Origin of the sequence: Mycolicibacterium sp. 624 (assembly GCF_040548615.1) — a bacterium.
Lineage (GTDB): Bacteria > Actinomycetota > Actinomycetes > Mycobacteriales > Mycobacteriaceae > Mycobacterium.
In genome coordinates, this window is record NZ_JBEPRZ010000009.1 from 43,115 (window position 1) to 63,556 (window position 20,442).

The 20,442-nt window shown below is 65.9% G+C and carries 18 protein-coding genes and 1 tRNA gene; 13 read left to right on the forward strand and 6 right to left on the reverse strand.

Annotated elements, in window-relative coordinates:
- Positions 1 to 69 precede the first annotated feature (69 nt).
- Genes ABIA65_RS28740 through ABIA65_RS28750 form a run of 3 tightly spaced genes read right to left on the reverse strand, consistent with a single transcriptional unit; the run spans position 70 to position 2,349 of the window.
- Entirely contained in the window at positions 70 to 1,209 is a 1,140-nt protein-coding gene (locus ABIA65_RS28740; RefSeq protein ID WP_354525689.1) for a hypothetical protein, read from the reverse strand.
- Between the two features lie 49 nt (positions 1,210 to 1,258).
- Positions 1,259 to 1,756, reverse strand: coding sequence for a DUF6653 family protein (locus ABIA65_RS28745; RefSeq protein WP_354525690.1), 498 nt, complete (start codon positions 1,754 to 1,756; stop codon positions 1,259 to 1,261).
- A complete protein-coding gene (locus ABIA65_RS28750; RefSeq protein WP_354525691.1) occupies positions 1,753 to 2,349 on the reverse strand; it encodes a TetR/AcrR family transcriptional regulator in 597 nt (198 codons plus the stop codon). Before ABIA65_RS28750 ends, ABIA65_RS28745 begins: the two co-directional genes overlap by 4 nt.
- Before the next feature lie 278 nt (positions 2,350 to 2,627).
- Between ABIA65_RS28750 and ABIA65_RS28755 the strand changes: the two genes are divergently transcribed.
- Both ABIA65_RS28755 and ABIA65_RS28760 read left to right on the forward strand, forming a co-directional pair.
- A complete protein-coding gene (locus tag ABIA65_RS28755) occupies positions 2,628 to 3,182 on the forward strand; it encodes a hypothetical protein (RefSeq protein ID WP_354525692.1) in 555 nt (184 codons plus the stop codon).
- A complete protein-coding gene (locus ABIA65_RS28760) occupies positions 3,183 to 4,502 on the forward strand; it encodes a Dyp-type peroxidase (RefSeq protein ID WP_354525693.1) in 1,320 nt (439 codons plus the stop codon).
- A gap of 9 nt (positions 4,503 to 4,511) precedes the next feature.
- Here ABIA65_RS28760 and ABIA65_RS28765 read toward each other — a convergent pair whose 3' ends face one another.
- Positions 4,512 to 5,687, reverse strand: a complete 1,176-nt coding sequence (locus tag ABIA65_RS28765; RefSeq protein ID WP_354525694.1) for an RsbRD N-terminal domain-containing protein — start codon at positions 5,685 to 5,687, stop codon at positions 4,512 to 4,514.
- Positions 5,688 to 5,882: 195 nt separating this feature from the next.
- Between ABIA65_RS28765 and ABIA65_RS28770 the strand changes: the two genes are divergently transcribed.
- The 10 genes from ABIA65_RS28770 (at position 5,883) to ABIA65_RS28815 (ending at position 19,021) form a co-directional block, all read left to right on the forward strand.
- Complete coding sequence (locus ABIA65_RS28770; protein ID WP_354525695.1) at positions 5,883 to 6,950, forward strand: phosphotransferase; 1,068 nt, start codon at positions 5,883 to 5,885, stop codon at positions 6,948 to 6,950.
- A gap of 17 nt (positions 6,951 to 6,967) precedes the next feature.
- Positions 6,968 to 8,326 carry an aspartate aminotransferase family protein gene (locus ABIA65_RS28775; RefSeq protein WP_502919637.1) on the forward strand — a complete coding sequence of 453 codons (1,359 nt, stop codon included), beginning with the start codon at positions 6,968 to 6,970 and terminating at the stop codon, positions 8,324 to 8,326.
- Positions 8,326 to 9,432, forward strand: coding sequence for a zinc-binding dehydrogenase (locus tag ABIA65_RS28780; RefSeq protein ID WP_241404541.1), 1,107 nt, complete (start codon positions 8,326 to 8,328; stop codon positions 9,430 to 9,432). Before ABIA65_RS28775 ends, ABIA65_RS28780 begins: the two co-directional genes overlap by 1 nt.
- Before the next feature lie 28 nt (positions 9,433 to 9,460).
- Positions 9,461 to 10,936, forward strand: a complete 1,476-nt coding sequence (locus tag ABIA65_RS28785; protein ID WP_354525697.1) for an APC family permease — start codon at positions 9,461 to 9,463, stop codon at positions 10,934 to 10,936.
- A 53-nt stretch (positions 10,937 to 10,989) separates the two neighbouring features.
- A complete protein-coding gene (locus tag ABIA65_RS28790; protein WP_354525698.1) occupies positions 10,990 to 12,369 on the forward strand; it encodes an NAD-dependent succinate-semialdehyde dehydrogenase in 1,380 nt (459 codons plus the stop codon).
- Positions 12,370 to 12,577: 208 nt separating this feature from the next.
- Positions 12,578 to 15,073, forward strand: a complete 2,496-nt coding sequence (gene ponA2 / locus ABIA65_RS28795; RefSeq protein ID WP_354525699.1) for a transglycosylase/D,D-transpeptidase PonA2 — start codon at positions 12,578 to 12,580, stop codon at positions 15,071 to 15,073.
- Between the two features lie 193 nt (positions 15,074 to 15,266).
- Positions 15,267 to 16,673, forward strand: coding sequence for an APC family permease (locus ABIA65_RS28800; protein WP_354525700.1), 1,407 nt, complete (start codon positions 15,267 to 15,269; stop codon positions 16,671 to 16,673).
- A complete protein-coding gene (locus ABIA65_RS28805) occupies positions 16,670 to 17,530 on the forward strand; it encodes a universal stress protein (protein WP_241404536.1) in 861 nt (286 codons plus the stop codon). The genes ABIA65_RS28800 and ABIA65_RS28805 overlap by 4 nt, the downstream gene beginning before the upstream one ends.
- Before the next feature lie 83 nt (positions 17,531 to 17,613).
- Positions 17,614 to 18,267, forward strand: coding sequence for a type IV toxin-antitoxin system AbiEi family antitoxin domain-containing protein (locus tag ABIA65_RS28810; protein ID WP_354525701.1), 654 nt, complete (start codon positions 17,614 to 17,616; stop codon positions 18,265 to 18,267).
- Positions 18,268 to 18,331: 64 nt separating this feature from the next.
- The gene (locus ABIA65_RS28815; protein ID WP_354525855.1) at positions 18,332 to 19,021 is read left to right on the forward strand and encodes a nucleotidyl transferase AbiEii/AbiGii toxin family protein; all 690 of its coding nucleotides are present in this window, start codon (positions 18,332 to 18,334) and stop codon (positions 19,019 to 19,021) included.
- Between the two features lie 10 nt (positions 19,022 to 19,031).
- On the opposite strand, the gene ABIA65_RS28820 is transcribed toward ABIA65_RS28815, so the two are convergent.
- Positions 19,032 to 19,105 (reverse strand) — tRNA-Ile (locus ABIA65_RS28820).
- Between the two features lie 106 nt (positions 19,106 to 19,211).
- Here ABIA65_RS28820 and ABIA65_RS28825 point away from each other — a divergent pair.
- A complete protein-coding gene (locus ABIA65_RS28825) occupies positions 19,212 to 19,619 on the forward strand; it encodes a phage holin family protein (RefSeq protein WP_241404534.1) in 408 nt (135 codons plus the stop codon).
- Here ABIA65_RS28825 and ABIA65_RS28830 read toward each other — a convergent pair whose 3' ends face one another.
- Positions 19,620 to 20,441 carry a carboxymuconolactone decarboxylase family protein gene (locus tag ABIA65_RS28830; protein WP_354525702.1) on the reverse strand — a complete coding sequence of 274 codons (822 nt, stop codon included), beginning with the start codon at positions 20,439 to 20,441 and terminating at the stop codon, positions 19,620 to 19,622.
- Position 20,442 lies beyond the last annotated feature (1 nt).

Below are 20,442 nucleotides of genomic sequence, written 5' to 3' on the forward strand. Positions count from 1 at the left end.
ACGTGAAGTCGATGGTGAGAAATCAGTCGATCCTCGACAACTAGTTCACGTTGGGCGCGGTGAGAGTGTCTACTCGCTGCCGGAGTCGCTCGACGACGCGCTGCCTGAGTCACGCGAGGTGGATGCGCCAGCCTTGGGAGCACTGACGCGCACAGTGCCGCGAGAATTCCTGTCGCCGAATCGCTTCCGCGTCGGAGCGGGCTTGGACTCGGTGTCGTCGGCGTCCTTGGCAGCTTCGGTGTCCTTGGTGACGTCGGCGTCCTTGGTGACGGCGTCCTTGGGCGTCTCCTCCTCGGCGACGGCCTCAGCCGGCGCAGCGATCTTCACCGTCTCGACTGTCTCGGTGACGGGCTCAACCGACGTGACCAGCTCGACGACGGGCTCGACGACGACCGGCTCGACTGGCTCGACGACGACCTCGTCCTGCACGACCGTCGTGTCGGTGACCAACTCGGCGACCGTCTCGGACTCGACCACAACCGGCGGCGCGTCGGGCGCCCACTTGATGTCGCGCGGCGCGGGCGGCTGTCCCCACGGTGTCAGGAGGCCGGGGGCGGGAATCGGCGTGCCGCCGATCTCGCCGGTCAGCAGCGGCCGCAGGTCGCCGTAGCCGCCGAACAGCAGACCGTCGATGACGTGGCCCGGCGCCGCGACCAGAGCCTCGAAGAACGGCTGGAGCTCCCAGTTCGACATCGACTTGAAGATCTGGGCGTGCGCGGCGCCGGCGCCGCCGATGGCGCTCAGCAGCGGGCCGATCAGCCTGATCACGCCGTACTCGATGAGTCCAGGTATGGCCCGAATCTCGTCCCCCAGCACCGGGAACTGACGCGCCACCACCTCGGCGACCGCGTCGTTCAGCGGGCCGAACAACAGTGGAGCCACGGGCATCAGGAAGGAGTCGGCGACGAGCGCGTAGTTCCAGTGGGTCAGCTCCACGTCGGCCCACTGCGCGTCCACCTGGTTCCACAGCGCGGGAAGCTTCGTGACCAGTCCGTCGACGCTCTGCTGGACTGTGGCGGCGGCCGCCTCGGTAAGCAATTGCAGCGAGCTGGCCAACCCCGCCGGGGTGACCGTGGCGGCGACGACGCGGTGTGCGACAACCACGGGCTCGTTGGCGGGCGCGACGGCAACCGTCGACCAGGTGATGGCACTCGCCCCCGCGATCGCCACTCCGGCAGTGAGGGACCGTCGAATCGCCTTGTACGCCATGTCTTCTTGGTACTCCTACGCCGGGTTGCATCGCCTGAACAGGCGAACCCTAACCGAGTGAGTCTGGCAATTGGGGGCTACCCTCCTGCTCGTAGAGAATGCCGAGCCGGTCGATTCGCCACAGTTGGCCGTAAACGATGAGAGTCGCGCCGAACACTGTCGGCCATACCTCGAGTGCGACCAGCCCCCAGATCAGCAGCGTGGCCCCGGCGATGGCGCCCACACTCCAGAACCGTTGAACCACGGAGAAGCCGACCGGCATACCCGACTGTCGCTGCAGCCAGAGCCGTTCACCGTAGATGCCCTTGGACGACCAGGCGGTCGGCTTGTCGATCGGCGAGAAGGCATGCGGGTTCCACCACAGCCAGGCAATGACCAGAGCGAGTGGCGCGAGCGCCCACCAACCGATCCAAACGCGACTCCAGATCGACAGGATGAGCAACGGGATCGCGGCGAACCGGGTCCACACGCTCCACGGGTTGGCATGGCGCTTCCAGGCCTGTTCGCTCATGCCGGCCATGCGTGCGTATCTATCGAGAATTCTCATCGGAGCATTCCCCTCGACAGGAACCGGATCGTGGCATCGAGAACCTGGCGGTAGTCGGTGGCGAAGCGGTCGCGGTGCATCACGATCAGACCGGCAGCGCGGATCACGTCGACGAGAACCTCGGGGGCGATGTCGTCGACGACGGCGCCGTCGCGCTGACCTGCGGCCAGATACTCGACGAGCGGGGTGAGCAGGTGCGGGCTGATGCGTGCGATCTGTTCTCGGCCGACGCGACGGGTGACCGTATCGAGTTCGTCCGGATGGGAGAGCAGTCTGCGGTAGAAGGGATCGGCGACGAGCACGTCGGCGATGGCGTGCATCAGCGCGACCAGGCCCTCCTCATCGACCGGTCGCTCGAGCATGCCGGTGAATCGCGTCGCGATCTGCGGAGCGCGGCGCAACATCACCTCCAGGTAGAGCGCCTCCTTCGAGTCGAAGAAGGCATAGAAGCTGCCCTTGGCGATACGCGCGGGACCTACCAGTTCCTCGAGCGAGGTCTTCTTGAGTCCCTGTGTCGCGAACAGCTCCTCGGCCGTGTCGACGAGAACCTTTGCAATGTCTTGCTTCTCGCGATCGGTGAACGCCACTGCCATATCTATGACTCCTTTGGTCGTACGGTCATAGACTACTCGCCCTGCGGCCCGCCGCATAGTCGTCGCGATGAAATCGGCGCCTGCAATGCCTGAGCGCCCTCGATATTGAATTTGCTTGAAAAGGGGGCAAACAATTGCCTGTCCAGCATTCAACGACGGACCGTTAGGGCCGGCCGGTGCACCGACGCCCATAGTTGAGCGGCCGCCAAAACTGCCTGGCCAGCACTACACCGGTGCTACATTCGGCTCACTGAAACCGTCAAATGGGGGGACCCAAAATGGCTGATGCAGATTGGTCCAAGCCCGCCGCCATGGCGATACCCAAAGAGGGGTATTTCGAACTCGAGCGGGGGCGGTACGGCCCCATTTTCCCGCGCACGCCGGCCTGCTACGGATTCTCGATCATCGCCAAGGTCAAGGAGGGTCGCGAGGAGACCGTTCGCGCCTACGGAAAGACCATCGAGGAGACGATTGCGGCCAGCCCCGAGGCACTGGCACCGTTGCGCCTGCACTACCTGCGGTGGGTGCTGTTCGACGTCGGCTCCGGCCTGCACTTTCAGTACCAGGGCATCTTCGACACCGACTTCGACAAGTACACCGAGGACGCGGTCGCGCTGTTCAGCGCGACCGGTATCACGACGGTTTTCACGAATCTCGAAGGCTTCCCTGAGGATTGGAAGGAGAACCCGGACGCGTTCATCAAGTTCGTCCGTGATCACCACTACCCCAGCTTCCTGGAGTACGGCGAGTACCCGTACGCGACGGCCGACGAGATCAAGAAGGCGCTGCGGCTGAAGGCGGCCTTCTCGACCATGCTTGATCAGATGCAGTAGATGCTCGAGTTCGACGACATCCAGCACATCCTGCTGACTCGCACCCCCGCGATCACCGGCCGGTACGAGTTTCTAACGTTCGACACACCCGACGGCGGGCGCGCCTGGTTGACCGAGCTGCTCGACAAGGTTCAGTCAGCCACGGCCGCGCAGGACACGATGGACGAGTCCGATCGCTGGGTTACGTTGGCGTTCACGTGGAATGGCCTCCGTGCTCTCGGCGTGCCGGAGGAGTCGCTGGCCACCTTCCCCGACGAGTTCCGCGAGGGCATGGTGTCGCGTGCGCAGATCCTCGGCGACACCGGGACGAGCGCACCTGAACACTGGGTGGGCGGTCTGGCCAGCGAGGACTGTCACGCGATCGCGATCTTGTTCTCCCGCACCGACGAGCAGTGCAAGCGCTCCATCGAGGCGCACGACGAACTGCTCGCTCGCACCGACGGTGTGCGGTCGCTGTCCTACCTCGACCTCAACGCGACGCCACCGTTCAACTACGCGCACGACCACTTCGGCTTCCGCGACCGGTTGTCGCAACCGGTCATGAAGGGCACCGGCGAGGAGCCCACTCCCGGCTCCGGCGCACCGCTGGAACCCGGCGAGTTCATCCTCGGCTATCCCGATGAGAACGGTCCGGTCGCCAATCTTCCTGAGCCCGAGGTGCTGTCACGCAACGGAAGCTACATGGCGTATCGGCGGTTGCAGGAGCACGTCGGTGTCTTCCGCGATCACCTGCGCGAGCACGCCGACACCGCGGAGGGCCAGGAACTGCTGGCCGCCAAGTTCATGGGCCGGTGGCGCAGCGGAGCACCCCTGGTGCTCGCACCGGACAAGGACGATCCCGAACTGGGCGCCGACCCGATGCGCAACAACGACTACAACTACAAGGAGATGGACCCGCTGGGTTATGCCTGCCCACTGGGAGCGCATGCGCGCAGACTCAATCCGCGAGACACCGCCCACAACATGAACCGCCGCCGGATGATCCGCCGCGGTGCGACCTACGGACCCGCCCTGCCGGAGGGCTCACCGGACGACGGCGAGGATCGCGGTATCGCCGCGTTCATCATCTGCGCGAGCCTGGTGCGCCAGTTCGAGTTCGCCCAGAACGTGTGGATCAACGACAAGACCTTCCACGAACTCGGCAATGAACACGATCCGATCTGCGGCGCCCAGGACGGCACACTGGATTTCACGATTCCCAAGCGCCCCATCCGCCAGGTGCACAAGGGTTTACCCGCCTTCACGACGTTGTTGGGCGGGGCGTACTTCTTCCTGCCGGGGATCAGCGCGCTGCGCTACCTCGCCACCCTCGGCAACTGACGACTATCGCTACGGCGAGACTCTCGCGGCGTCGACGGTGAAGGCGATTGCCACGGTGGCCAAGTCATTCGTTGTCGTCAGGTCCAGTCCGGTGAGCGCCGCGAACGTCCGCAGTCGCGCGCGGACGGTGTTTCGGTGCCGATAGGTTCGTTCGGCGATCATCGCGATGGTTCCGCCATGGGATACGAGATCTCCGACAGTCTCCAGCAGCCCGCTGCGCTCCCCCGCACTCAATGCGGCCAGCGGCTGAAAGACGGCAGCATGTATCGCCTCGGACAGTTCGGCGTTCGCGGCGGTCACGGCATTGAGCCAGCTGTCGTTGAGCCACTGAATCCCCGGGTGCGCACGCCCGCGAACTGCCATGCGCGCAAGCCGGATTGACTGCGCAACGGCGCCCAGACCGTCTGCGTGGGCGATCGCGCAGACGTGGTCACTCAGTGCGACGAGGTCATCGCGTACATCGGAACGGTCGTCAGGAATATGGGCGACACCCCGCAGCTCCTGCGCGAACCAACTGAAGTAGAACGGGTACCCGCGCGCTTGCAGGCGGGTGGCGCACTCGGCCACGAGCTCCGGTCGAGGGATCGGGAAGGCGCCGACCACGCACACGTAGTGACCAGCGACCGGCAGTCCGAGCACCGTGGCTGCGTGCTCCACGACCTGCGGGTGCAGATCCGAGTCAAGCAGCAGTCGATCGAATGCGGCGGAACGGATTTCGTCAAGACTGTCCTGAGCCTTCTGGTAGCCATGGACCACCTCCTCTGTGTTCAGCTCGACTGCCTCCCAGACCATCAACGACGAGCGCTCCAGGAAATCCGCACGGGCGCTGGCACCGATGGCACGGCCCTCGGCAATGAGTGCCTCCCACAGCGATTTGAGGTCGATTCGGAACGCGTGCAGGACGCTGGGCAGGGGAACCCCCTGCTGGGCGCGGATGTGCCCGACATCGAGTGCGGCCGACTGCAGCGAGTCGGGGATGGCGCCGCCGGCCAGCCTGGTCAGCGCCAGTCGCATGGTGCGGTCCATGTGATAGCGCAGGTCGTCACGGCTGACCGGCCCTCCCGTGTAGGTCGGCTCGTCGTCGATCGTCCGCTGCACGGTCATGTCGACGATCTCATCGATGCGAACCTCGAGGAGGCGACGAGCCGTCGTGCGGATCAGCTCAGTCGTGAGGTCCTCACCCATCGCCTCCCCTTCCGTCTGAGTGGCTGTCCGGCTCGGTCACCGAAACCCCGCAATTGTGCATTTCGCACAGTGTAGGTGCATTTCTGGCGCCGTATCTGGCATTGACCAGGACGTTTTGACCTTCTTGAATGTGTGGTGCCCCACACCGCAACGGCTGCTCGAGAACCAGTCACCCGAGCAGCGGAAGGAAGTTTGATGCCCCACACGCCAGCTGAACCGCCCGTCACAGACGACGCCTGGGTGTCAGCTCTCACAGAGCGCCTCAGTGGGTGTTACGGGATCTCAGCCGTCAAGCTGGCCTTCCTCGGCGGCGAACTCGATCGCAACTACCGGGTGTCCACCACCACCGGTGACCTCTACCTCGCGAAGCTCCAGGTCCGCCGGGAATCCCGCACCGACAAGAAGTGGCAGGACGACATCCTGGCTCATGTCGCCGACCAGGACCTAGCCGTCGCGGTTCCGACAGTCGTTCCCAACAACAGCGGTGCGCGCAGCACCGTCGTCGACGCAGGTCCTGGCTATGGCCGACTCTCCGTCCTCAACTGGGTACATGGAACCGAATTGGCGCGGGTGGACGATCACTCCGACGATCTCCTCACCGAGCTGGGCGCCACCGCCGCCCGAGTCACCAACGCACTCAACGGGTTTCCGCCATCAGATCTACCCACCACGCACCACTGGGACATCACGCGGTCCCGCGAGGCCATCCAGGAGTGCATCGACGCCGATCCCTACCTCGCGGAAGAGCCATACATCCACACCGTTCTGCAGTGGTTCGACGAGATCGAGCCGCTCCTGTCGACACTGCCACCATCGGTGGTGCACCAAGACCTCAACGACAACAACGTTCTGATCGAGACTCGCGACGGAGGCGACCAGGCCATCGCGGGAGTGCTGGACTTCAACGACGCACTGTTCAGTGTCAGAGTCGCCGAGGTCGCGATCGCGGGCGCATACGCGATGCTGCGCAAGGACGCTCCGCTGGCCGCCCTCGGACATGTCGTGGCCGGTTACCACGGAGTGAACCCACTGACCGAGGACGAGCTCGCCGTGATCTATCCGATGGCGGTGGCGCGGTTATGCGTTCAGGCGCTGACCTGGACAACCCGTGGGCGCACGAACCCGACCGCCTACGGCAGCATGCGGATGCGTCACACACTGCCAACGCTTCAACTGGTCCTCACCATCCATCCCGACGACGCCCGGGCGCACCTGAATGCGGTATGCGGACTGTCGACCTCAGAGAAGGTGCAGCAAAAGTGAGTTCGCAACCGACCTACATGGCCAACGCCTTTGGTGGCGAAGAGGATGTGCTCGACGAACCCGGCAAGCTCCTCAACCGACGACGCACGGCGGTCCTGGCGCCCAGCTACCGACTGTTCTACCGGCGACCCGTCAACGTCGCACGGGCCGAGGGTGTTCGGCTCTACGACTCCGACGGCAATGAGTACCTCGACGCCTACAACAACGTGCCGGTGGTCGGCCACAGTCATCCCCATGTTCAGCAGGCCGTCAGCGAGCAACTCGGTGTGTTCAACACCCACACGCGGTACCTGACGGAACCTCTCATCGCGTACTCGGAGCGCCTGTTGGCGCTCTTCCCGCGCCCGCTGTCCAAGGTCACCTACACATGCACCGGCAGTGAGGCCGTCGACCTAGCGCTACGGATCGCGCGGTATCAGACTGGCGCTCAAGGCATCATCTGCACCTCACACGCGTATCACGGCACAACGGCGGCGGCCGCGCAGATCTCTCCGAGCCTGGGGCCGAACAATGAGATCGGACCCAACGTCGTTCTCGTTGACGCTCCAGATCTCTATCGGGAGAGTCCAGACCTCGCCGGGGCGGCATTCGCCGAGCGCGTCAGGGCCGCGATCACAACGCTTGAGGAACGTGGTGTCGGCCTGGCCGGCATGATCGTTGACTCGGTGCTGTCCAGCGACGGAGTGCAGTGCGACCCCGCCGGATTCCTGGCACCCACCGCGAGAGCCGTACGCGACGCGGGCGGGCTGTGGATCGCCGACGAGGTGCAATCAGGATTCGGACGGCTCGGCACCGGGTGGTGGGGGTTCTCCCGCCACGGACTGGAGCCGGACCTTGTGGTGCTCGGCAAGCCGATGGGCAACGGCATCCCCATCGCCGCGGTGATCGGCACAGACGAGGCGATGAATCGCTTCGGTCGAGACATCCGCTACTTCAACACCTTCGGAGGTAATCCGGTCAGCATCGCCGCAGCCGCGGCGGTCCTCGACGTCATCGAGGCCGACGACTTGATCGCCCACGCGGACACCGTTGGACAGCGGCTGCTCGCCGGGTTGAACGAACTCGCCACGCGCCACGCCATTCTGGGCGATGTCCGCGGCAGTGGATTGTTCATCGCCGCCGAGTTCATCACCGACCCGCAGAGCCGCGCGCCGAACGCCCCCGCCGCCTCCAACATCGTCAACGAACTGCGGGAACGCCGAATTCTCATCAGCGCGACCGGAGCCTCGGAGAACATCCTGAAGATCCGGCCGCCGCTGCCGTTCCAGGTGGAACACGCCGATCACCTGCTGGCGACCCTGGATGAGGTGTTGACCGCCGAGGCAGGGCAAGTCGTTGATGTGAAATCAAATCCCCCCAAAACCGAGGAGAAGTAGTGCGCGCAGTGTTGTTCTCAGGCAAGTCGGGCGAGGTCGAGCTGGCTGATGTGGAGCTCGACAAGCCGGGCCCCGGTGAGGTCAGGGTCAAGATCGCCGCAACCGGCGTCTGCCACTCCGACTTGCACATCATTCGCAACGAGTGGCCGCTACCGGTGCCAATGGTTCTGGGCCACGAGGGCAGTGGCACGGTGACCGAACTGGGCCCTGGCGTCACGGATCTCGCCGTCGGGGACCACGTGGTGCTGTCGTGGGTCGCGCCGTGCAACGAGTGTCGGTACTGCATGGCAGGTCATGTGGCCCGGTGCTCGGTGGCGATGAATCTCGTCGCCCCCGGCGGCGTTCTCCAAGACGGCACCTCGCGGATTCGCCACAACGGTGAGTCGATCTTCCACTACCAGGGGGTGTCCTCGTTCGCCGAGGAGGCGATCGTGCCCGCCAGCGGTGCCATTCGCGTGCGCAAGGACGCGCCGCTGGACGTCATCTGTCTCATCGGCTGTGCGATCGCCACCGGCGTCGGCGCCGTGACCAACACCGCACAGGTCGAGAAGGACGCAACTGTCGCTGTCATCGGCTGCGGTGGCGTGGGTCTGTCCGTCGTGCAGGGTGCGCGTATGGCGGGTGCGAGCCGGATCGTCGCCATCGACGTCCAGCCTCAGAAGACGGAACTCGCCCTCACCCTTGGGGCCACCGATGAGATCGACGCATCCAAGGTCGATCCCGTTGCGGCGCTTCGCGAGATCCTCCCCGACGGTGCCGACTACGTCTTCGACGCGATCGGTAAGACGACCACCACCGAGCAGGCCATCCGCATGCTCGGTCTCGGCGGGGCCGCAGTCGTCGTCGGGCTTCCAGAGGCTGGCGCCACGGCGTCGTTTGAGCCACTGGTGCTCGCGGAGGCCGACCAGCGGATCCTCGGCTCGAACTACGGCAGCGTCCGCCCGGCGATCGACTTCCCGGAACTCGTGGATCGCTACATGGCGGGCGACCTCAAGATCGACGAACTCGTCACAGCGCGGCGCCCGTTGGAGGACGCCGCGGCCGCACTGGAGGAACTCGCCACCGGCGCCGCACTGCGCACCCTGCTCATCCCGGATCAGAACTGATTCGACCGACCCCTAAGGAACATGCACGATGGACAGTCCGAACTCTTCAGCTCCGATCGCCGAGGCAGGCACGCCGAAAGGTACCGCGCCGCTCTCCCTGCTCAGCCGCAACCTGGGTGTTCCCTCGATCGTCTTCATGGTGGTCGCGGCGGCTGCGCCGCTGGCTGTGGTCGCCGCCAACCTGCCGGTCCTGATCGCCCAGAGCGGTAACGGTGGCGCACCGTATTACTTCCTGGTGTGCACCGTCCTGCTTGGGGTGTTCTCGGTCGGGTTCACGCTGATGAGCCGCTACGTTCCCAATGCGGGCGCGTTCTACTCGTACATCCAGGCCGGTCTGGGACGCATCACCGGGACGGGGGCGGCGGCGGTCGCGGTCTGCTCCTACTCGATGTTGCTCATCGGCGTCACTGCGTACTTCGGCGTGGCGACAGAGAACCTCCTGTCCACCGGTATTCCGTGGTGGGTGTTCTCACTGGGGCTCCTCGCGCTCGTCGCGCTCCTCGGCTACCGCGACATCGAGCTGAGTTCCAAGGTTCTGGTCGTCGCGCTCGTTCTCGAGATCATCGTGGTGGTGGCGATGAACATCGGGGTGTTCGTCCACAGCGGTAGCGCTGGCTCATCTCTGTCCGTGCCGCTGAGCACCCTCGGGGCGGGCGTCCCGGCCCTCGGTGTGATGTTCGCGTTCTACAGCTTCATCGGCTTCGAGGCGACAGCGGTGTTTCGCAACGAGGCACGCGACCCGGACCGCACCATCCCGCGGGCAACCTATGTCGCCGTCATCGTCATCGGCCTCTTCTCGGCGGTCTCCGCGTGGTGTGTTGTCGCAGGCGTTGGCGTCGACACCGTGGTTCAAGCCTCAGCAGACGACCCCGAGAACGTCGTGCTCAACCTGATGGGGAGTGTCGCAGGCGCCATCCTGGCCGATATCGCCCGCGTGTTGCTGGTGACCAGCTTCTTCGCCTGCGCCCTGTCGTTCCACAACATCGTGACCCGGTATGTCTTCGCACTCGCCCAAAAGAACGTCCTTCCAGCAGCATTCGGCGAGGTCAGCACGAAACACCACGCGCCGTCGCGAGCGTCACTGCTGGTGTCGGCCTTCGCCGCCGCCTGCCTGATCGCCGCGATCGCCGCGGGACTCGATCCGGTCACCGTCGTGTTCACGCTGGCTGGCGCGGCATCGTCGTTGGGTGTCGTCATCCTCATGACGTTGGTGAGCGTCGCGATGCTGGTGTTCTTCCGCCGGGTCGACACCGGTAAGGGCGTGTGGCACACCGTCATCGCGCCGACCGTGTCCACACTGGGCCTCGGGGTGATCCTGGTGCTCGTCGTCACCAACTTCAGCCTGCTGACCGGAACCCAGGCCCAGGCCTACGGCGTCATGGGCTTCGTGCTGGCGTCGTTCGTGATCGGGGCTGTCGGGGCGATGATCATCCGATCCCGTCGCCCAGACCTCTACGACAAGCTCGACGACGGAGCGGCCACCGAGGGACAGCCCGTGGGCTGACGCCCAAGGACTCGCTGTCCCAGATCCACAACTCTCAACCCTGGAGATCGAAGATGTCCTCAGCAGTTCCCTTTCAGGTCGTGAATCCGGCCACCGGCGAGGCGGGTGTCCCGCATCCGTTCGCGAGCGCCGCCGAACTCGAGACCGCCGTCCGCACCGCACACGCGGCGCAAAGGCCCTGGGCCGGTCGCCCCCTCGGCCAGCGGACGGCGGTGTTGCGGCAGGTCGCGCAGTTCCACCGCGACCGACTGGATGAACTCGCCGAGACGGCGGTCCGCGAGATGGGTAAGCCGATCGCCCAGGCGCGTGCTGAGGTGGAGTTCAGTGCCGACATCTACGACTACTACGCGGACAACGCTGAGAGCATGTTGGTCGACGAGCCGATCGAGCTCGCCGACGGCGACGGCAGCGCACTCATCAGGAAGCAGGCCATCGGCGTCGTCCTCGGCATCATGCCGTGGAACTTCCCGTACTACCAGGTCGCCAGGTTCGCGGCGCCGAGTCTCGCGGTGGGCAACACCGTGCTGCTCAAGCCGGCGCCGCAGTGTGTGGAGTCCTCCCGCAGGATTGCCGAGGCCTTCGCCGCGGCGGCGGCACCCGATGGCGTCTTCGCCAGGATCCTGGCCTCGGAGAACGACCTCGCCGGTGTGATCGAGGACCCTCGCATCGCCGGGGTGAGCTTCACGGGGTCCGAACGTGCCGGCGCGGTGGTCGGGCGCATCGCGGGCGGGTCGGTCAAGAAGGTCGTCCTGGAGCTCGGCGGTTCCGATCCGTTCCTGGTGCTCGATGCCACGAACGTCCCGGCAGCGGTCGACGCGGCGGTCGAGGCACGCCTGGACAACACCGGCCAGTCGTGCAACGGCGCCAAGCGCATCATCGTCGTCGACAGCGTGTACGACGACTTCGTGGAGAGCTTCGTCAATAAGCTCGCCGCTGTGACGCCGGGCGATCCCATGGACGAGCAGACGACCATCGGCCCGCTGTCCTCGGTGCGCGCGGCTGAGATCCTTGAGTCACAGGTGAACCGGGCGATCGAGGCGGGCGCGACAGCGCTGCTGAGGAGTTCACGCGACGGCGCCTTCCACACGTGCGGAGTGCTGGCCGATGTCGCCGCGAGCAACCCGGTGCACCGCGAGGAGCTCTTCGGCCCCGTCGCGATCGTGTACCGCGCGGCCGACGAGAACGATGCCGTGCAGATCGCCAATGACACGCCCTACGGGCTCGGGTCGTATGTCTTCACCGGTGATGCGGGGCAGGCGGGCAGGGTTGCCGACGCGCTCGACACCGGCATGGTCTACATCAATGGCGTCGGCCTCGATGCGGCGAACCTGCCGTTCGGCGGGACGAAGCGTTCGGGTTCAGGCCGTGAGCTGGGAGCACTCGGAATCCGAGAGTTCATCAATCACAAGCTGATCCGCTCGGTGCCGCTGTGAGCGCCTAGTCCGTCGCGTCGGGCCGCGAGGTCACGCACAACGCCGCGAAAGCGGTTCCCATACAGAGTGATTCGACTGCTCCACCGACCCTGCGAGGGGTCGGTGGAGCAGCCGAACTCGGGAAGGATCGCGCCGAGACCCCGACGCGCTTGATGAAACGCGGGCGATCTGCACACCACGGGACCCTCAACGTCCTACTCTTGACGCCATGTCCGACCCGCGCCCGGGGTGGGGGGCTACGGTTGCCAAACTGGCCACACATTGTGTGCTGGCCGGGTTTCTCACGGCCGCACTGCTATTCCCCGTCGTCGGGGGCGTCGGGATGTTGACATCGCGACTTTCCAACATGGTGGCGCAGGACTCGTCGGAGGTGCTGCAGGGCGACGCACCGACCGTCTCCACCATGGTCGACGCCGCGGGCAGGCCGATTGCCTGGCTGTACGAGCAGCGACGATGGGTGGTGCCCAGCGATCGGATCGCCGACACCATGAAGCTGGCGATCGTATCGATCGAGGACAAACGCTTCGTCGAACACAATGGGGTGGATCTACAGGGGACGCTGAACGGACTCTTCGGCTACATGCGGGGCGTCGACCAGATGCGTGGCGGATCAACCATCGAGCAGCAGTACGTGAAGAACTACAACCTTCTGGTCAAGGCGAAAACAGACGCGGAGCGTCGGGCCGCGGTGGAGATAACCCCAGCACGCAAGCTGCGCGAGATCCGGATAGCCCTGGCCCTGGACAAGGAACTCCCCAAGTCGGAGATCTTGGCGCGCTATCTGAACCTGGTGTCGTTCGGCAACGGCGCCTTCGGCGTACAGGACGCGGCGCGCACGTACTTCGGCATCGATGCCCGCCAGCTCAATTGGCAGCAGGCGGCACTGCTCGCCGGCCTGCTCAGATCCACCAGCATGCTCAATCCGTACACGAACCCGGACGGTGCCCTGGAGCGACGCAACACCGTGCTCGACGCCATGATCGAGTATCTGCCCGACAGGGCTGACGAACTCCGTGCCGCCAAGGCCCAGCCGCTGGGAGTTCTCCCAGCGGTCGACCCATTGCCGCAGGGTTGCATAGGCGCGGGAGACAACGCGTTCTTCTGCGAGTACGCCCTTGACTACCTCGCGCGCGCAGGCCTGAGCAAGGAGGAGGTCGCGCGCAACGGCTACTTGATCCGCACCACCCTCGACCCCACGGTGCAGGCCAGCGTGAAATCGGCAGTCGACAGGGCGGCAGACCCCACCGCCGACGGCGTCGCGAGTGTGATGAGCGTGATCAGGCCGGGCAAGGACGCGCACCGGGTGATCGCGATGGCAGATAACCGCACTTACGGGCTCGACCTCAACGCCAACCAGACTGTGCAACCGCAACCCTTCTCCCTGGTCGGCGACGGTGCCGGGTCGATATTCAAGATCTTCACCACTGCCGCCGCGCTCGACATGGGGATGGGGATCAGTGCTCAACTCGACGTCCCCTCGTCATTTCAGGGCAAGGGCCTCGGCAGCAGTGACACCCCCGGGTGTCCGCGCGAGACCTGGTGTGTGAGAAACGCCAGGGCGTACTCCAGTCCGTTGAGTGTTACTGACGCGCTGGCCCAGTCGCCCAACACGGCATTCGCCAAACTCATCTCCCAGATAGGGGTGCCGCGCGCAGTGGATATGGCGGTCCGGCTGGGGTTGAGGTCGTACGCCGAACCGGGCAGCGCCCACGCCTATCAGCCGGACTCCGACGAGAGCATCGCCGATTACGTCAAGCGGCAGAACATCGGGTCCTTCACGCTCGGTCCTCTCGAGCTCAATGCGCTCGAGTTGTCCAATGTCGGAGCGACGCTGGCCTCGGGCGGCGTGTGGTGCCCACCGACACCGATCGACAAGGTCTTCGACCGCAACGGCAAGGAAGTGGGCCTCGACACTGCGCCGTGCGAACAGGCGGTACCCGAGGGCCTTGCCAACACGCTGGCCAATGCGCTGGGCAAGGACCACACGAGTGGAACTGCCACGGGTGCAGCGGGTTCGGTGGGCTGGACGCTGCCGATGTCGGGCAAGACCGGCACCACCGAGTCGCATCGGTCGTCGGGATTCCTTGGCTTCACCAACCAGTACGCGGCCGCGAACTACATCTTCGACGACTCCTCCACGCCGTCAGGTCTGTGCTCGTACCCGTTGCGCAAGTGCGGTGACGGCGATCTGTTTGGCGGCACCGAGCCGGCGCTGACCTGGTATCGGGCGATGAATCCGATCGCCGACGATTTCGGGCCCGTGGTCATGCCGCCCACCGACCCACGCTACGTCGACGGCGGCCCCGGCAGCGAGGTACCCAGTGTGACCGGCCTGAAGCTCGACGCGGCGCGTAAACGGCTGCAGGACGCCGGGTTCCAGGTCGCCGACCAACCCACGCCGGTCAACAACAGCGCCTCGAAGGGTGCCGTGGTCGGAACGACCCCACGCGGCAAGACCATCCCCGGCTCGATCATCACGATCAATACCAGCACCGGCTATGTGCCGCCCCCTGTCTTCATTCCCCCTCCGGATGCTCCACCCCCGCCCGGGGTCCCACCACCGCCACCTGAGAACGTCATCCTGATCCCCGGGCTGCCGCCGATAACGATCCCTGGCCTAGCTCCACCGCCGCCACCGCCGCCTCCCCCGCCGCCGCCACCGCCCCTGCCGGAGCCACCTCCCCCGGGCGCGCCGGCGTTCTAAGCCGGGCAGCCAGTACCTAGCTGCGAGTCTGCTGTGAACTTGCCGTGAGGACAGGACAACTCGGACTTCCGCGGGCACGCTAATACCGCGCGGCGATCGCCCTCTCAGGGCTAGCGTGATCGTCCGAGGTTCACGACGACGCCCACTGGCGCACCGTGTGACCCGAACGAACTGTCGACTGAAAGGCGCTCGCGTGCAACCATCCAGCACTCCGCATCTCGGGCGTTCGCTCGGCTTGTGGGCGATCGTCGGCCTCGGTCTCGGCTACATGACGCCGATGACCGTGTTCGACACGTTCGGCATCGTCTCGGGCGAGACCGACGGTGTGGTCCCGCTCGCCTACATCGTCGCGCTGATCGCCATGATCTTCACCGCGATCAGCTATGGCCGGATGACACGTGTCTATCCGTCGGCGGGATCGGCGTACACCTACGCCTCGGAGGTGATCCACCCCAACGTCGGGTTCCTCGTCGGCTGGTCCTCGCTGCTCGACTACCTGCTGCTGCCGATGGTCAACGCCGTCATCGGCCGGATCTACTTCGAGTCGTTCTTCCCCGAGGCGCCGTCGTGGATATTCGTCCTCGTCTACGTCGGCATCGTCACCGCGCTCAACGCCTGGAGCATCAAGGGCACCTCGAACATCAACGGTGTACTCGTCGTCTTCCAGGTCGTGCTGATCGGCGTGTTCATCGTGCTCGCGTACATGCAGATACGCAACGGCCTGGGCCAGGGCACGGTGTTCACGCTCGAACCGCTCTATCACGCGGGTGTGAACATGGGTGCGGTCGCCGCGGGCGCCACGGTGGTGTGCTTCTCCTTCATCGGGTTCGACGCGATCACGATGTACAGCGAGGAGGCCAAGTCGCCGAGCACTGTGCCGAAGGCGATCGTGCTCGCGCTGCTGATCGGCGGCGCGATCTTCTTCCTCGGCGCGTGGTTCGCCCAGGCCGCCTTCCCCACGCTCGACGGTTTCGAGGTCACCGACGACACGCTCCCGGAACTCGCGCTCAAGGTCGGCGGCGATTTCTTCAAGATCCTGTTCGTGTCAGCCGCGCTCGCCGCGATGTTCGCATCGAGCCTGTCCTCGCACGCCAGCGTCTCTCGACTGATCTACGTCATGGGGCGCAACGGCACGGGTCGGATCCCACGGTTCCTGTCCTACATCCACCCGAGATTCTTGACCCCCTTGCACGCGGTGCTCATCGTCGGCGCGGTGTCACTGCTGGCGGTCAACTTCACGCTCGAGTTCGTCTCCGCGATGATCAACTTCGGCGCGCTGATCGCGTTCACCGTCGTCAACCTGACCGTGCTCCTGTACTACGCCGTCCGGTTGAAGAAGCGAAACACTCCTGCGGAGATCCTCACGAACATCGTGCTGCCGGTCATCGGCATGTCTCTGACAGTGGTGCTGTGGCTCAACCTGCACGTCGACGCGCTCCTCTACGGCGCGATCTGGTTCGTCGTCGGCCTCATAGTGCTGGTCTACGCCACCCGCGGGTTGCGCAAGCCGCTCACCATGGCGATGGAGGAGGAGACCCTCGCCGAGGAGGGCACCCCGATCCCCCACATCGAGCACGGCAAGGCGGGTGAGCCGCGATGAAGCTCCTCGTCGGATATCTCGCGACATCCGGTGGCGCGGACGCTGTCTCACTCGGTGTTCGGCTCGCCCGCACCCTCGGTGCCGAACTGGAACTGCGGATGGTCCTGGCCCCCGACGATGTGACGACTCCGCGCGTCACGTCAGACAAGTTCCACGACGTACTCGCCGAACGGGGTTCGGCGTGGCTCGACGAGGCAATGCGCCTGGTGCCCGACGACGTTCCGGCTCAGGGCGCGATCCTCGTCGAGGAGTCGGTTGCCGGCGCACTCAGCGCGGAAGCAGTTCGGCTCGAGGCCGCAGCCATCGTGGTCGGCGGATCGGGGGGCGGGCTGGTCGGGAGCCTGTCGCTCGGCTCACTCGTCGACGACCTGCTGCACTTCGCTCCGGTCCCAGTGGCCGTGGCTCCGCGAGGCACCCGGCACTCCGACGTACAACGCGTCCGTGCCGTCACGTGTGCCATCGGTGATCGTCCCGGCGCGCGTCGACTCCTCGAGATGGCAGTGGGTGTGAGCAGGGCGACCGGGGCGCCGCTGCGCCTGGTGTCACTTGTCGCGCTGGACAAACACGGCGAGCAGGGTGTCGAGGCGGCCCGTGCACACGCCAACGCCACCCTCGAATCCGTGCAGGCGGCCCTGCCGGAGGGCGCCGACGTGACGGCCGTCGTCGCCGACGGCGCGACGATCGAGGCCGCCGTCGAAGAGCTCGACTGGCAGGACGGTGATCTGCTGATGCTCGGCTCCAGCCGGCTGGCCCCGCCCCGCCGCCTGTTCATCGGTTCCACGGCCGCCAGAATCCTGCGGGTCCTGCAGGTGCCGATGATCGTGACTCCCGGTGAGGAGGAGTCGACGTCAGGGTGAGTGGCACGCGGAGCAAGCCTTGCGCCAGTGACTATGCATTTCGTACTCTATAGAAGTACGATTTGCATACCCAAGGAGCGGATGTGGCATCGAAGCACAGCACTCCGCTCCCCACGGCCCTGGCACACGCCCCGCTGAAGACAATCCGGCCGCGCGATGCCGAGGCTGTGTACGCCCATCCTCGATCCCAACTGGTCCGGCTCGCCGAACAAGGAGTCCTTCACCGCCTCGCCGACGGGTACTACGCCGTTGTTCCGCAGGAGATGTTGGGTCGCAAATGGATACCAAACCTAGAGTCCGCTGCGGCGGGAATAGCGACGGCCATCTACGGCTTCGACAACGTTGTTGTTATGGGCCTCAGCGCTGCGCGCCTGCACGGCGTGATGCCGCGCGCGCTGGCGACGGCAATCGTTGCCGTGCCGCGCCAGCACCGTCTCATCGAGCTATCTGACCGAACCGCGATCGTGCGGTTCGTCCAACGCGACACGAGCAGCCTGGACGCCGAACGCATAGGCACCGAACTCGGGCCGGCGTTGGTGACCACACCCGAACAGACCGTCCTCGACCTGGCTCACCGCCCAACCCTCGGCGACAACGAAGCCGACGTTCCTGCCGCCGTCGCGGCCCTCTACGCGCGCAGCGACGAGAAACGCCTCCAGGGCCTCGCCGCCGAACAGCGCCGGCTGGCTTCCCTGCGCCGGGCCGAGGACTGGGCGAGGATCGATCATAGATCCTGACGAACGCGACTCGGTCGCAACACAGTTCGGCGTCCCCGCCGAACAAGTCGAGCGTGACCATCTCATCTCCCACGTCCTCGCATTCCTCAGCCGCAAGTTCGGTGACCGGATCCATTTCATCGGCGGCACAGCCCTGGCCCGCACCCACCTCCCGGACGGGCGGCTCAGCGAGGACATCGACCTCATCGCCGTCGGCAGCCGAAAGGACGTCGCACGCGACCTCGACGACGCGCTCCCACGCGCTTTAGCGCGGAGCCACGGCAGGCTGATCGTCGAGCCTGCACTGAGCGACACCGCAGACACCCTCCCGGTTCTGCTCCGGCCTGCAGACGGACGTCCTGTGCGCCTGCAGCTGCTGTCGGCCCGGGACCGAGTGGTCTGGCCAACCGAACGGCGGGACTTGTTCCAGCGCTACGCCGACGCTCCCGTAGCCGAGCTGCTGGTTCCCACGCTGCCCGCATTCGCCGCTTCAAAGACCGCGACGTGGGCCGACCGGCACGCCGCCCGTGATCTCTGGGATCTGTGGGCGCTCAGCCGACTCGGGGCGATCGACGCGACTGCCGCAACGCTCTACCAGCGATACGGACCCACTAACAGGGCACCGGGGCCCTACCTGTTCCGCGGCGCGCCATCGGACGCCGAGTGGCGAACCCAGCTGGCCGGCCAGACCCGTCTCAGTGTCTCCGCAACGGATGCGCTCCAAGCGGTCCGCACGGCTTGGCGACAGGCCGTGCGAGCACGCGAACTGTCGTAGTGGACAGAAGTGGGGCGGGCGGGGCTCGAACCCGCGACCAATGGATTATGAGTCCACGGCTCTAACCGACTGAGCTACCGCCCCGTCGCGCATCTGCGCGGCCACTATGGTCGCACAGGCCTGCGCGACGCCTCCCAGGTGATATCGGAATGCTGATCATGCTTGGCATTGCCGGACTAGGCTGCCAGCCGTGATCCGATTCCTGCTGCGCATCGCCATATTCCTCGGGTCCTCGGCGCTGGGCCTTCTTGCCGCGGCGTGGCTGGTGCCCGGTGTGACCATCCGACCGCTCGGCTTCCTGGCCGCCGTCGTTATCTTCACCGTCGCCCAGGCGATCCTCTCGCCGTTCTTCCTCAAGATGGCCAGCCGGTACGCGTCGGCATTCCTCGGCGGTATCGGCCTGGTGTCGACGTTCGCCGCGCTGCTGCTGGCCTCGCTGTTCGCCAGCGGGATATCGATCCGCGGCATCGGCTCGTGGGTCGGCGCGACCATCGTGGTCTGGCTCATCACCGCGATCGCGACGGTCGTCCTGCCGGCGCTGTTCCTCAAGAGCAAGGTGGCGTCGGCCAAGGCGGGCAAGCCCGCGAAGTCCGACTAGTCAGGCGTACACCGGCTGGCCGTCCACACCCAGCAGGTAACGCTCGGTGCCCTCTACCACCCGTGGGGCGTCGGCCGCCAGGGCCACCGCAATCTTGTTGGCCGCGTTGCGCATCACGTCGAGTGTCAGCTCGGTCGCCTCGACATCGGTGAAGTGCGCCCGCACGCCCGCGGCGACGTCGGGGTCGATGCGCGACGGCGTCCAGATCAGCGCATCGACATAGCGCAGGGCCGCCTTGTGCCGCTCGTCGAGCAGCGTCGAGGTGTCGTAGTGCTCGATGTCGTCATACATCGACTCCGTGCCGCCGGCGTCCAGGGCCGCGCCCTCACGCAGCGACCGGCACAGTCGGCAGTTGTGCGCGACGGCGCCGCGCAGACGGACCACCTCGGTCGTGACGGGATCGAGCGATCGCAGGGCACCCACCGTCGGTGCGAACCGGTTGAGCAGCAGGTCGATCGGATCGGTGTCGTGGTCCCAACCATCGGGTTCCGGCACGGCCGGAAGGCCCAGCGCCTCCAGGCCCGCGAGTACGCGCGGCACGCAGTCGGCGACGAAGATCAGTGCCGTCCCGGCGAAGGCGTCGGCGCCGAGTGCGCCCAGGAACGCCTCCCGCTGCGACGGGCTGATCCCCGCCACGTCGACGGCGAACTGTTCGGCGAAGTCACGCACGGCCGCATCCGCCGACGGGGTGTCCTCGGCCGGCAGCGGCGGCAGCGTCATAGCCCCCGCGCACGTCTGGCGCACCTGCGCGTTGACGGTTCCCAGGCGCTGCGGCGATAGTGCGATGAGCTGGCTGAGTAGGTCGTACGGCGATTCGGGCACG

What these genes read in the sequence shown, in the direction of transcription:
- ABIA65_RS28770 (WP_354525695.1), top strand. Translation starts at nt 5,883, where the DNA reads ATGCCCCACACGCCAGCTGAACCGCCCGTCACAGACGACGCCTGGGTG.
- ABIA65_RS28805 (WP_241404536.1), top strand. Translation starts at nt 16,670, where the DNA reads ATGAAGCTCCTCGTCGGATATCTCGCGACATCCGGTGGCGCGGACGCT.
- ABIA65_RS28740 (WP_354525689.1), bottom strand. Translation starts at nt 1,209, where the DNA reads ATGGCGTACAAGGCGATTCGACGGTCCCTCACTGCCGGAGTGGCGATC.
- ABIA65_RS28775 (WP_502919637.1), top strand. Translation starts at nt 6,968, where the DNA reads ATGGCCAACGCCTTTGGTGGCGAAGAGGATGTGCTCGACGAACCCGGC.
- ABIA65_RS28790 (WP_354525698.1), top strand. Translation starts at nt 10,990, where the DNA reads ATGTCCTCAGCAGTTCCCTTTCAGGTCGTGAATCCGGCCACCGGCGAG.
- ABIA65_RS28755 (WP_354525692.1), top strand. Translation starts at nt 2,628, where the DNA reads ATGGCTGATGCAGATTGGTCCAAGCCCGCCGCCATGGCGATACCCAAA.
- ABIA65_RS28785 (WP_354525697.1), top strand. Translation starts at nt 9,461, where the DNA reads ATGGACAGTCCGAACTCTTCAGCTCCGATCGCCGAGGCAGGCACGCCG.
- ABIA65_RS28760 (WP_354525693.1), top strand. Translation starts at nt 3,183, where the DNA reads ATGCTCGAGTTCGACGACATCCAGCACATCCTGCTGACTCGCACCCCC.
- ponA2 (WP_354525699.1), top strand. Translation starts at nt 12,578, where the DNA reads ATGTCCGACCCGCGCCCGGGGTGGGGGGCTACGGTTGCCAAACTGGCC.
- ABIA65_RS28750 (WP_354525691.1), bottom strand. Translation starts at nt 2,349, where the DNA reads ATGGCAGTGGCGTTCACCGATCGCGAGAAGCAAGACATTGCAAAGGTT.
- ABIA65_RS28745 (WP_354525690.1), bottom strand. Translation starts at nt 1,756, where the DNA reads ATGAGAATTCTCGATAGATACGCACGCATGGCCGGCATGAGCGAACAG.
- ABIA65_RS28765 (WP_354525694.1), bottom strand. Translation starts at nt 5,687, where the DNA reads ATGGGTGAGGACCTCACGACTGAGCTGATCCGCACGACGGCTCGTCGC.